A 12,067-nucleotide genomic window follows, 5' to 3' on the forward strand; every position below is an offset into this window, starting at 1 on the left:
GAGGAAGGGGCGAAATCTCCCACGGTCTGTACTGCGTCAACAGTCAGAATCCAGCCTAGTCCCTCCTCCTCCCTTCAAGTACCAGCATACAAGCCAGCCAGCCTGCTGGCGATGGCGCCGGTCGAGGCACCGCAGGATCAGGGCGATCACAGCAGCGGGCCGATGACCTGGCGGTAGCGTTCGGGGCCTTGCGGGGTCTGGCGGGTCAGGCGCAGTTCCAGGCCCGGCGGATCTTCCTTGCGGTTGCCGCTCAGTGGGCGCCAGCCCTTGTCCGGATCCCAGACCCGCACCTGCGCTTCGCTGACATCCGTGAGCACCGCCACCCCAGAGGTCGGCGCCGGCAGCGGATAGCGGCTGCGGGCCGGGGCGGCGGCGCGGTACAGGGTGTCGCCCTTGAGCCACCAGCGCACCCGTTGCAGGGCGCCGGGCCGGTCGGCGGCGGTGCGGATGATGTCCAGCCGAAAGCCTTGGCTGTCGCTGCCGCGCACGGTGAGGGCGGGCGGGGCGGTGTCGGGTTCGTCGTCTTCGCCGGCACGTTTCGGTTCGCTGAGCTCGATTCCGGCACGCAGCTCAACGTCGCGCTGCAACTGGTTCAACGCCCGCAGCAGGCTGTCGTTCTGCTCACCACTGGCCTGCAAATGGCTGTCTGCGCGCGTGACACTGTCCAGCCCCTTCCAGGCAATCAGACTGACCACCGCCATCAGCAGGATCGCCACCATCACTTCGATCAGGGTGAAACCCTGTTGGCGCTTCATTGCACGCTGATCCGGCCGGCGGCATCGCGCATCACGCTCAGGCGGTTGAGCCCGTCGGACAGGGTCAATTGCAGCGGCGGGTTGATCCATTCGGCGTTGAGCACCACTTTCTGCTTCGGTTCCACCCGCACATCGAGCTTCGGGCTCTGCCAAGGGCGCGGGCGCAGTTGCGCATCCCGCTCGAAATGGTCGAACCCCTGGCCGCTGTCGCTGCGCCGGCTGAAGCGGAAGCCCTTGGCGTCGCTCAGCCAGGCGATCGGCCGGCCGTCGGCGCGGGCCTCGGCTTGGGCCACCTGGAGCAACTGCGCCACGCGCTCGGCGTCCTTGCGCAGCAGTTGCAGCGGGTCGGGGCGGATGCTCAGGCTGATCGCCGCGCTGGCGATGCCGATGATCACCAGCACCACCATCAACTCGATCAGGGTGAAGCCCTGTTGCGTGAACCGGTTCATGCCCTGCGCACTCCTTCGCGTCGACCTGTTCTGAAAAGCCATCGTGCCCGGCCAACATGTAAGGCGTGTGAAATAAAACCGTGAGAATTGCCGGGTAGTCTGACGGTCGGGATTGAAAGGAGATTGAACCCATGAACTTTACCGCACGCGTTTCCCCGCCGCAGATGGCACAGGCCCTGGCGCTGCTGGCGGCGCTGGTGGGCGTGGCGACATGGTCGTCGCTGCTGCTGACACCCGCCGAATCACACACCCCGGCCGCCGCCCCGCAACTGCTCGCCGCCCGCAGCGACAGCCCGGCGCTGCAATGGTTTGCCGACCGCACGGCGCCGGTGCAGATCAAGGTCAGCGGCGTGATGGCCGGCAGCCGCGGTGCGGTGGCGATCCTCAGCCTCAACGACGGACCGCCGCAGAGCTTCCTGCAAGGCGAGCGCATCAGTGCCGGGGTGAAACTGCTGGCGGTGGAAGGCGATGCGGTGGTGATCGAGCAGGGCGGCGAGCCGCAGCGGCTGGCCGTGGACAAACTGCCGCAAGGCCCGGACCTGCCTCGGCTGACCCGTCCCTGAAAAACAACCCTGTGGTGAGGGCGACTCGTCTTCACAAGGCAGGATCAGGGCTGCGGACGGCTCAACAGCGTCTCGACCCGCGCCAGCGGCGGCGCATCTTGGCTGCGGTCGAACACCTGCACGCCGACCTTCAGCAGTCGTCCGTTCTCGGCGCTGCCGATCATTTGCTCGCAGCGCAACGGCAGGCGCCCCTGGTCGCACTCCACGGCTTTCATCCCCATCGGCAACCGACTCTCCAACTGCAGCTCGGCCATGCGCCCCTGCGCCGCAATCATCGCAATCGAGCGGTCGCGCAGCAGGCCGCTGCTCTGCGTCATCAGCCCCGCCACGCGCACGGCGGCGGACATGGCCACGGCGATGATCGCCAGGGCCACCAGCACTTCGATCAGGGTGAATCCGGCTTCTTTGGACGGGGCGCGCATCGGGTTCTCGGGCGGTCGGGCAGCCCTTGACGCTAACCCCCGCGCTTGACCGCTTGAAGACTGAAACTCCCGAGGATTCACAACATCTCTGACATATCTTCTTGCAACACTGCGCGTCGAATCGAATCTAGCCAGGGAATGACGAGATGGATATCGCGCAGCGCAAACAGCCTCAACAACCGCCACGGATGCCTCGCCGGCAGCAGGGCTTCACCCTGATCGAGATCATGGTCGTGGTGGTGATCCTCGGGATTCTGGCGGCGATGGTGGTGCCCAAGGTGTTGGACCGGCCGGATCAGGCCCGGGCCACGGCGGCCAAGCAGGATATCGGCGGGCTGATGCAGGCCCTCAAGCTGTACCGGCTCGACCACGGCAGCTACCCGACCATGAACCAGGGCCTGAAGGTGCTGGTGGAGCGTCCCGCCGACGCCAAGAACAGCAACTGGCGCTCGTACCTGGAGCGTTTGCCCAACGACCCGTGGGGCCGCCCGTACCAGTACCTCAACCCCGGCGCCAACGGCGAGATCGACATCTTCTCCCTCGGCGCCGACGGCCAGCCGGACGGCGAGGGCGTGAACGCCGACATCGGCTCCTGGCAACTGTAGGGCCGGCCATGGAAAGCCCATCGAACCAGCGGGGCATGGCGATCATCAGCGCGCTGCTGATCGCGGCGGTGGTGGCGGTGATCGCCGCCGGCATGCTCACCCGCCAGAGCGTCTCGACCCGTGCGCTGGAAGCCGAGCAACTGCGGGTGCAGGGACGCTGGCTGCTGAACGGCGGCCTGGAACTGAGCCGCCAATTGCTCTGGGACGCCCGTCAGCGCGACCCGCTGACCCGGCTCGATCAGCCCTGGGCACAGGTGCTCAACGCCCACGGTTTCGAAGGGCGGCTGGAGGACGAGCAGGGCAAGTTCAACCTGCGCACGCTGGTGGCCAACGAACGGATCGATGACGGCCAGGTCGAGGCGTTCCAGCGCCTGTGCGCACTGATCGGCCTCAGCGACGCGCTGGCCCGGCGCATCACCTTGCGGGTCATCGATTCCTACCCACGGCTGCTGAACCCGGCCCTGGCGGACAAGGCCTTGGCGAAGAATGGTTTCGACAGCGGCCGCGGCACGTCGCCCGGCGCGGCACGCAAACCGCAGCCGCCGACCCTGCCGATGCTGCGCACGCTTGAAGACCTGCGCAGCGTCGAGGGCGTCGACGACGCCGTCCTGCGCAAGCTGATGCCTTACCTCACGGTGATCCCGGCCAACACCTGGGTCAACGGCAACACCGCCACCGCGCCGGTGCTGGTGGCGTATGTGCCCGGGCTGTCGCTGGAGCGGGCGCAGGCGCTGATCAATGAGCGCGACGCCGGCCGCTGGTTCATCAACCGCGGAGACTTCGTCAACCGCCTGCGCCTGCCGCAACTGGAGATGACCAGCGTCAAGGTCGGCATCACCAGCGACTGGTTCCGCCTGCGCGGCCAGGCCCGCCGCGAGCAGCGTCGGGTCAGCGTCGAAGCGCTGCTGCACCGAAGCCAAGACCGTCTGCCGCAGGTGATCTGGTCGAGGGTGGGCGTATGACGCCGGTGCGCGTGGGCCTGCCGCCGCTGGCGCAGTTGAGCCTGGACAGCGAGCTTGCGTGCGTGTGGCTCGACCGTCAGGGGCAGGTGGTCCGGCAGCAGGTGCAGCGTCTTGGGCAATTGCCGGCCAAGACTCCGCTGGTGTGCTTCCTGCACCCGGCGGACAGCCTCTTGGCCAGTCTCGATTTGCCGCCGTTGCCGACCGCCAAGGTGACCGCCGCCGTCCAGTGCGCGGCCCAGACCTTGATGCTCGGCGACGTCGCCGCCATGCACGTGGCCCACGGTCCGCGGGATGACGCCGGGCAGGTGGCGGTGGCGTGGCTGGCGCGGCAGGAACTGCAACAGCTCGCGCGGTTGCTGCGCCAGACCGGGCTGCACCTCAAGGGCCTGTACCCGGCGGCCTACGGTTTGCCGGTCATGGCCGGCGGGGTCGGTTGCGTGTTCGAGGGGCATCTGCTGCTGCGCGACAGCCTGCACACGGCGCGAATCCAACCGCTGCTCGATGACGGGGAGCAGGCGGAGCCCGGCGTGGCGCTGCACTGGATCGGCGACGACGCCCCGCAAGGTGCACAGTCGTTGCCGTCCGACCAACGCTGGGCCGGACCGCTGCCGGCCTGGGGGCTGCATGCCGGCCTCCAGCAGCCGGTGGACCGGCGCGGCTGGGGACGGGCGCTGGGCTTTGGCGCACTGGCGCTGGCGGTGTGGGTGACGGGCCTGAACCTGTACGCCGCCCGCGAAGCCGCGCAGGGCCAACAGCTCAAGGCGCAGATGATGCAGCGGGTGAAACAGGCCTTTCCCGAATTGCCGGTGATCCTCAATCCGCTGCAACAGGCCCGCCAGCAATTGGCGGCGCGTCAGCAGGGGGCGGCGGACGATCCGGGGCAGGCCTTCAGCCGGCTGGTGCTGCAAGCGGGCAACGGCATGCCGTTCATGGCCGGCAGCGTGCAGCGCCTGACGTTCGTCGACGGCGCCCTGCAATTGAGCCTGCTGGACGACGCCCGGGCCGGCAGCGACAAGGGTTGGCAGGACACGCTGGCCCAGGCCGGGATCAGCGTCAGCCATGACGCGGACGGCTGGACGTTGCGTCCGGCCGGCGAGGCCCTCTCCACGGCAGGCGACGACGACGGCGACAACAGCGGAGCGGAAGATGAATAAGGTGACATTGGCCAATGGCCGCGCCGCCTGGCAGCGCGTCGCCCGGCAGGTGCAGGCCCGCTGGCAGCCGCTGGCCCAGCGGGAGAAACGCATGGTGATCGGCATGGCCACCGCGGTGACGGCCCTGCTGGTGTGGGTCGCGCTGATCCAGCCGCCGTTGAAGAAGATCGCCGACTGGCAGGCCGAAACGCCGAAGCTGCGGGCCCAGGTCGAAGCCCTGGAGGTGCTGTTGCGCGAAGTCAGCGCGCCGGCCCCCGGACAAGACCTCGAATCTTCGCTGCAGCACGGGTTGCAGGCCGCCGGGCTGGCGGGTCATTTCCGCTTGCAGGCGGTGCCGTCCGGCGGCTGGCAACTGACCTTCGACGCGGCCCCGGCGGACGCCGTGCTCGACTGGCTGCTGAGCCGCCCGCAACAGTTTTCGCTGCACGTGGTCGAGGCCCGTCTGCAACGCGCAGAGGCCGCCGCGACCGATGACACCGCCGGCACTCTGTCAGGCACCGTACGCATGGATCAGGCGCTGGGCGCTAAGGAAGCTTCATGAAGGGGTCAGGTTTCAACCCGGCGCGCAAGGCGCTGCCGATGCTGTTGGTGGCGTTGGGCGCGTGCAGCAACACCGTCCCGCAGAATCAGCCGCCGTTGCTGGTGGACAGCGAACTCGGCCGGCCCTTGGCCAACACCCAGCGCAGTGGCGACGCGGTGCTGGACCGTGAGCGGATGCAGGCCCAGGTCAGGCCAGCGCCCAAGCAACTGCACAACATCACCGCACGCGCCCGCAGCGGCGGGGCGGTGCAGGGGCCTGTCGCGGCGGCCAATCCGTTGGGCGACCAACCGGTGACCCTGAACTTCGTCGAGGCCGACATCCAGGCCGTGGTGCGGGCGCTGTCCCGTTCCACCGGCCAGCAGTTCCTGGTCGATCCGCGGGTCAAGGGCAACCTCACGCTGGTCTCCGAAGGCCAGGTGCCGGCCCGCCAGGCCTACGAGATGCTGCTGGCGGCGCTGCGCATGCAGGGCTTCAGCGTGGTGGACGTCGGCGGCGTCGCCCAGGTGGTGCCGGAGGCCGACGCCAAGCTGCTCGGCGGGCCGATCTACAGCGCCGACAAACCGGCCGGCAACGGCATGCTCACCCGCACGTTCCGCCTGCAGTACGAGAACGCGGTGAACCTGATTCCGGTGCTGCGTCCGATCGTGTCGCCGAACAACCCGATCAACGCCTATCCCGGCAACAACACGGTGGTGGTCACCGACTACGCCGAGAACCTCAACCGCGTGGCGCAGCTGATCGCCGGCATCGACACCCCGAGCGCCATCGACACCGACGTGGTGCAGATCCAGAACGGCATCGCCGCCGACATCGCGCCGATGGTCGCCGACCTGCTGGACGCGCCGGGCAACGACCCCACGCAGAAGATCGCGGTGATCGGCGACCCGCGCTCCAACACCATCATCATCCGCGCCGGCAGCCCCGAGCGCACGGAGCTGGCGCGCAACCTGATCTACAAGCTCGACAACGCCCAGAGCAACCCGAGCAACCTGCACGTGGTGTACCTGCGCAACGCCCAGGCCGGCAAGCTCGCCCAGGCCCTTCGCGGCCTGCTCACGGGTGAGAGCGACAGCGGCACCGGCGACGGCGCCCGCTCGGTGCTCAGCGCCATGGGCAGCACGAGCAACGGCGGCGGGCAGAACGGCCAGAACGGCACGCAGACCTCCACCGGCAACACCACCAACGGCAGCGGTTCCGGCAACGGCGGCAGCTATGCCCAAGGCAGCAGCGCCGGCAGCGGCACCGCCGGCGGTCAGGCCAGCGAACAGAACGTCGCCTTCAGCGCCGGCGGCGTGACCATCCAGGCCGACGCCACCACCAACACCTTGCTGATCTCCGCGCCGGAGCCGCTGTACCGCAACCTGCGCGAAGTCATCGACCTGCTCGACCAGCGCCGCGCCCAAGTGGTGATCGAAAGCCTGATCGTCGAGGTCGGCGAGGACGACGCCAGCGAATTCGGCGTGCAGTGGCAGAGCGGCAACCTCGGCGGCAAGGGCGTGATCGGCGGCGCCAACCTCGGCGGGTCCGGGCTCAAGCTCAACGGCAAGACCAGCCTCGACGTGCTGCCCCAGGGGCTGAACGTGGGCTACGTCAACGGCACCGTCGACATTCCCGGCATCGGCAAGGTCCTCGACCTCAAGGTGCTGGCCCGGGCGCTGAAGAGCAAGGGCGGCACCAACGTGCTGTCCACGCCGAACCTGCTGACCCTGGACAACGAGGCAGCGAGCATCTTCGTCGGCCAGACCATCCCCTTCGTCAGCGGCAGCTACGTCACCGGCGGCGGGGGCACCAGCAACAACCCGTTCCAGACCGTGACCCGCGAAGAGGTGGGCCTGAAGCTCAATGTGCGGCCGCAGATCTCCGAGGGCGGCACGGTCAAGCTCGACATCTACCAGGAGGTCAGCAGCATCGACGAACGTGCTTCGGCGGCGGCCACCTCGGCGGGGATCGTCACCAGCAAGCGTGCCATCGACACCAGCATCCTGCTCGACGACGGTCAGATCATGGTGCTCGGCGGCCTGCTCCAGGACGGCTACAGCCAGAGCAACGAAGCGGTGCCGTGGCTGGGCAGCCTGCCGGGGATCGGCGCGCTGTTTCGCAACGAACGCCGCTCGATCAACAAGACCAACCTGATGGTGTTCCTGCGCCCGTACATCATCCGCGACAGCGCGGCGGGGCGCAGCATCACCCTCAACCGCTACGACTTCATGCGCCGTGCCCAGGGCGGCCTGCAACCGGAGCGCAGCTGGGCGATGCCGGACATGCAGGCGCCGCAGTTGCCCAACGCCGCCCAGGGCGTGCCGGCGGTGGCGCCGTCCTCCGGGCCGCGGGCGACGATCAAGGCCGTTCCGCTGGAAGCGAGTCCGCGGTCATGAGCGCATTGCCCTACGCCTGGGCCAAGGCCCAGCGCATCTTGCTGCGCGACGGCGTGCTGACGGTGTGCCCGTCGACGCCGGGCTGGTCGATCAGCGAGGTGCGCCGCCAGTTCGGCGCGGCGCGGCTGGAGCGGGTGCGCGACGACGAGCTCGACGGCCTGCTCGCCAGCGCCTACGCCGACACCGGCAGTGCGGCGGCGGTGGTCGGCGCGGCGGAGAGCGAGGTCGACCTCGACCGCCTGATGCAGGACATCCCCGAGATCACCGACCTGCTCGACACCCAGGACGGCGCGCCGGTGATCCGCATGATCAACGCCTTGCTCACCCAGGCGGCCCGGGACGAGGCCAGCGACATCCACATCGAGCCGTTCGAGACCCATTCGGTGGTGCGCTACCGGGTCGACGGCACCCTGCGCGACGTGGTCTCGCCGCGCAAGGCCCTGCACGGCGCGCTGGTGTCGCGGATCAAGATCATGGCCCAGCTCGACATCGCCGAAAAACGCCTGCCCCAGGACGGCCGCATCACGTTGCGCGTGGCCGGGCGGCCCATCGACATTCGGGTGTCCACCGTGCCCACCGGCCACGGCGAGCGGGTGGTGATGCGCCTGCTCGACAAGCAGGCCGGTCGCCTGCACCTGGAGACCCTGGGCATGGACGCCCAAGTGCTGGCCCGCCTCGACGGCCTGATCCGCCAGCCCCACGGCATCGTGCTGGTCACCGGGCCCACCGGCAGCGGCAAGACCACCAGCCTGTACGCCGCGCTGGCCCGGCTGGACGCCAGCACCAGCAACATCCTCACCGTGGAGGACCCGGTGGAGTACGACTTGCCGGGCATCAGCCAGATCCAGGTCAACGCCAAGATCGACATGACCTTCGCCCTGGCGCTGCGGGCGATCCTGCGGCAAGACCCGGACATCATCATGATCGGCGAGATTCGCGACCTGGAGACCGCGCAGATCGCCGTGCAGGCTTCGCTGACCGGCCACCTGGTGCTGGCGACCCTGCACACCAACGACGCGGTGTCGGCGGTCAACCGCCTGATCGACATGGGCGTGGAACCGTTCCTGCTGGCGTCGTCGATGCTCGGCGTGCTCGCGCAGCGGCTGGTGCGGCGCCTGTGCGGCCACTGCAAGCAGCCGGATCCGGCCGCACCGGGCACCTGGCGCCCGGTGGGCTGCGCGGCGTGCAACCACACCGGTTACAGCGGCCGCACCGGTATCCATGAACTGTTCTGCATCGATGACGACATCCGCACCTTGATCCACCAAGGGGCAGGGGAGCAGGCCTTGCGCGCCTCGGCGCAGAAGGCCGGGATGCTCAGCCTGCGCGAGGACGGCGAGCGCTGGATCCGCAGCGGCGCCACCGCGCCCGAGGAAATCCTGCGCGTGACACGGGACGCCTGATGAACCGCTACCGCTTTGAGGCCGCCGACGCCGGCGGCAAGATCGAAACCGGGCACCTGGAGGCCGACAGCCAGAGCGCCGCGTTCGGCCTGCTGCGCAGCCGGGGCCTGACCGCGCTGTCGGTGCAGAAGGAAAACACCGCCGCCGGCCAGGGCGCCGGCGGCCTGTTCAGCCCGAAGCTGTCGGACAACGACCTGGCCTGGGCCACCCGGCAACTGGCGAGCCTGCTCGGCGCCAGCCTGCCGCTGGAAGCCGCCCTGAGCGCCACGGTGGAGCAGGCCGAGAAAAAGCACATCGCCCACACCCTCGGCGCCGTGCGCGCCGACGTGCGCAGCGGCATGCGCCTGGCCGAAGCGCTGGCGGCCCGGCCCCGGGACTTTCCGGAGATCTACCGGGCGCTGATCGCGGCGGGGGAGGAGTCCGGCGACCTGGCCCAGGTCATGGAGCGCCTGGCCGACTACATCGAGGAGCGCAACAACCTGCGCGGCAAGATCCTCACCGCGTTCATCTACCCGGGCGTGGTCGGGCTGGTGTCGATCGGCATCGTGATCTTCCTGCTCAGCTACGTGGTGCCGCAGGTGGTCAGCGCGTTTTCCCAGGCCCGCCAGGACCTGCCGGGGCTGACGTTGGCAATGCTCACCGCCAGCGATTTCATCCGCGCCTGGGGCTGGCTGTGCGCGGGGCTGCTGGGCGGTGCCTTCTGGAGCTGGCGCCTGTACTTGCGCAACCCGGCGGCGCGGCTGAGCTGGCACCACCGGGTGTTGCGGCTGCCGTTGTTCGGGCGGTTCGTGCTGGGGCTGAACACGGCGCGGTTCGCCTCGACCCTGGCGATCCTCGGCGGGGCCGGGGTGCCGTTGCTGCGGGCACTGGACGCGGCGCGCCAGACCCTGTCCAACGACCGCCTGAGCCTGAGCGTCAACGAGGCCACCGCCAAGGTGCGCGAAGGCGCCAACCTGGCGGCGGCGCTGAAGGCGGAGAACGTGTTCCCGCCGGTGCTGATCCACCTGATCGCCAGCGGCGAGAAGACCGGCGCGCTGCCGCCGATGCTGGAGCGGGCGGCGCAGACCCTTTCCCGGGACATCGAACGCCGGGCCATGGGCATGACCGCGCTGCTGGAGCCGCTGATGATCGTGGTGATGGGCGGGGTGGTGCTGGTGATCGTCATGGCGGTGCTGTTGCCGATCATCGAGATCAATCAGTTGGTGCAATAAGGCTGTGCCTTTGAGGTTGCCTGAACCGGCCTCTTCGCGGGCAAGCCCGCTCCCACAGTGATTGAGGTTGTCCGCAGCATCTGTGCTCACCGCAGAAACCTGTGGGAGCAGGCTTGCCCCGGACGACGATCCGACGAAGAGGTCCGCCCGATCAGTTAAGTTCTAAAATTTTTTCACCGCCTGATTCGTCACCCGAGTCCCGCGCCGGCCATCCTCGGGTTCTCCTTTCTGTCATCTGCAACGGCCGTTCAACGGCTCTGGCCGATCTTGCGCAAAACCCCGTCCCAGACAGCCGAAACGGCCGCGCAAACACCCGAGGAAAAACCGCCGGAAAGCGTCTTCGGCTCCCGAGGTTTTTTCCTTTATCTGTCACCGGAACCTGCGAATTTCTCCCTGCGACTTAACCACGGGCCACGTCAGCGACGGTCAGCGGTGAGTCCGACCCGCGTCATGCAAGTCACCTGAAAACCTGTGTACCCAACCTACGTTGAAAAGGAGATTCTTCATGTTCAAGCGCACTCTGATCGCCGCCTCACTGACTGTCGCCGCCCTGGCTTCCGCCCAGGCCATGGCCGTAACCGGTGGTGGCGCCTCACTGCCTGCCGCTCTGTACAAAGGCTCTGCCAACAGCATCCTGCCTGCCAACTTCAGCTATGCCGTGACCGGCAGCGGCGTGGGCAAAAGCGCTTTCCTGACCAACACCGCCTCGCAGTTCGGCACCACCGGCACCGTGCACTTCGCCGGCAGCGACTCGATCCTCAGCGCCACTGAAATCAGCACCTACAACACCAACTTCGGCGCTTCGTACGGCCCGCTGATCCAACTGCCTTCCGTGGCCACCTCGGTTGCCATCCCCTACAAGAAGGCCGGCCAGACCGCCCTCAACCTGACCAGCGCCCAACTGTGCGACGCACTGTCCGGCACCGCCACCACCTGGGGCACCCTGCTGGGCACCGCCGACACCACCCCGATCCGCGTCGTTTACCGTAACGTCTCCAGCGGCACCACCGAGATCCTCAGCCGTCACCTGAACTCGATCTGCCCGACCAAGTTCGCGGTCAACTCGACCTTCACCAGCGCCCGTCTGCCAGCCGGTTCGACCCTGCCTTCGAACTGGGTGGGCGTAGCCAACACCGCTGACGTCGCCACCGCCGTCAACGCTGTGGACGGCTCCATCGGCTACGTCGGCCCGGACGGCGTGAACGCCGCCAGCAACGCCGTGGTCGCCCGCGTCAACGGCGTACAGCCGACCACCGCCAACGTCTCGCTGGCCCTGGGTTCGGCCGCACTGCCGACCACGCCTTCGAACCCTGCCCAGTGGGTGCCGGTCGTGCCTAACCCATCGAGCGGCTACCCGATCGTGGCCTACACCAACTTCGTCTTCGGCCAGTGCTACAAGGACGCTTCCGTGGCCAACGATGTGCGCAGCTTCCTGACCACCCACTACAGCAACCCAGGCAACAACGCCGCCACCGTGGCCCACAGCTTCACGCCGGTTCCGACCAACTGGAAAGCCGCTGTGACCGCCAACTTCATCACCAACACCTCCGGCAACAACCTGGACATCAACAACGCCAGCGTCTGCAACGGCGTAGGCCGTCCTCTGTAAGCGCAGCACCCGGTGCAA

12 protein-coding genes are annotated in these 12,067 nt (G+C 68.3%); 9 read left to right on the plus strand and 3 right to left on the minus strand.

Features of this window, described 5'->3' with window-relative positions; translation table 11 throughout:
- Window positions 1-146: 146 nt before the first annotated feature.
- Both CAG31_RS14515 and gspH read right to left on the minus strand, forming a co-directional pair.
- On the minus strand, window positions 147-755 hold the full coding sequence (locus CAG31_RS14515) for a prepilin-type N-terminal cleavage/methylation domain-containing protein (protein ID WP_085582234.1): 609 nt from the start codon (window positions 753-755) through the stop codon (window positions 147-149).
- Window positions 752-1,204, minus strand: coding sequence for a type II secretion system minor pseudopilin GspH (gene gspH, locus CAG31_RS14520; RefSeq protein ID WP_085582236.1), 453 nt, complete (start codon window positions 1,202-1,204; stop codon window positions 752-754). The genes CAG31_RS14515 and gspH overlap by 4 nt, the downstream gene beginning before the upstream one ends.
- A gap of 131 nt (window positions 1,205-1,335) precedes the next feature.
- Between gspH and CAG31_RS14525 the strand changes: the two genes are divergently transcribed.
- A complete protein-coding gene (locus CAG31_RS14525; protein ID WP_085582238.1) occupies window positions 1,336-1,767 on the plus strand; it encodes a type II secretion system protein N in 432 nt (143 codons plus the stop codon).
- A gap of 44 nt (window positions 1,768-1,811) precedes the next feature.
- On the opposite strand, the gene gspI is transcribed toward CAG31_RS14525, so the two are convergent.
- Window positions 1,812-2,189 carry a type II secretion system minor pseudopilin GspI gene (gspI, locus tag CAG31_RS14530; RefSeq protein WP_085582240.1) on the minus strand — a complete coding sequence of 126 codons (378 nt, stop codon included), beginning with the start codon at window positions 2,187-2,189 and terminating at the stop codon, window positions 1,812-1,814.
- A 146-nt stretch (window positions 2,190-2,335) separates the two neighbouring features.
- On the opposite strand from gspI, the gene gspG reads away from it, so the two are divergent.
- The 8 genes from gspG to CAG31_RS14570 all read left to right on the plus strand — a co-directional run bounded on the left by gspG (window position 2,336) and on the right by CAG31_RS14570 (window position 12,049).
- Entirely contained in the window at window positions 2,336-2,794 is a 459-nt protein-coding gene (gspG, locus tag CAG31_RS14535) for a type II secretion system major pseudopilin GspG (protein ID WP_085582242.1), read from the plus strand.
- Window positions 2,795-2,802: 8 nt separating this feature from the next.
- Window positions 2,803-3,756, plus strand: a complete 954-nt coding sequence (gene gspK, locus CAG31_RS14540; protein ID WP_085582244.1) for a type II secretion system minor pseudopilin GspK — start codon at window positions 2,803-2,805, stop codon at window positions 3,754-3,756.
- The gene (gene gspL / locus CAG31_RS14545; RefSeq protein WP_085582246.1) at window positions 3,753-4,910 is read left to right on the plus strand and encodes a type II secretion system protein GspL; all 1,158 of its coding nucleotides are present in this window, start codon (window positions 3,753-3,755) and stop codon (window positions 4,908-4,910) included. The genes gspK and gspL overlap by 4 nt, the downstream gene beginning before the upstream one ends.
- Window positions 4,903-5,451 carry a type II secretion system protein GspM gene (gspM, locus tag CAG31_RS14550; protein ID WP_085582248.1) on the plus strand — a complete coding sequence of 183 codons (549 nt, stop codon included), beginning with the start codon at window positions 4,903-4,905 and terminating at the stop codon, window positions 5,449-5,451. The genes gspL and gspM overlap by 8 nt, the downstream gene beginning before the upstream one ends.
- A complete protein-coding gene (gene gspD / locus CAG31_RS14555) occupies window positions 5,448-7,826 on the plus strand; it encodes a type II secretion system secretin GspD (RefSeq protein ID WP_085582250.1) in 2,379 nt (792 codons plus the stop codon). Before gspM ends, gspD begins: the two co-directional genes overlap by 4 nt.
- A complete protein-coding gene (gene gspE, locus CAG31_RS14560; RefSeq protein WP_085582252.1) occupies window positions 7,823-9,229 on the plus strand; it encodes a type II secretion system ATPase GspE in 1,407 nt (468 codons plus the stop codon). Before gspD ends, gspE begins: the two co-directional genes overlap by 4 nt.
- On the plus strand, window positions 9,229-10,440 hold the full coding sequence (gene gspF / locus CAG31_RS14565; protein WP_085582254.1) for a type II secretion system inner membrane protein GspF: 1,212 nt from the start codon (window positions 9,229-9,231) through the stop codon (window positions 10,438-10,440). The genes gspE and gspF overlap by 1 nt, the downstream gene beginning before the upstream one ends.
- A gap of 505 nt (window positions 10,441-10,945) precedes the next feature.
- The gene (locus CAG31_RS14570; RefSeq protein WP_085582256.1) at window positions 10,946-12,049 is read left to right on the plus strand and encodes a substrate-binding domain-containing protein; all 1,104 of its coding nucleotides are present in this window, start codon (window positions 10,946-10,948) and stop codon (window positions 12,047-12,049) included.
- The last annotated feature ends 18 nt before the right edge of the window (window positions 12,050-12,067 follow it).

It is taken from the genome of Pseudomonas sp. R25(2017), assembly GCF_002112565.1.
Taxonomy (GTDB): Bacteria; Pseudomonadota; Gammaproteobacteria; order Pseudomonadales; family Pseudomonadaceae; genus Aquipseudomonas; species Aquipseudomonas ekonensis.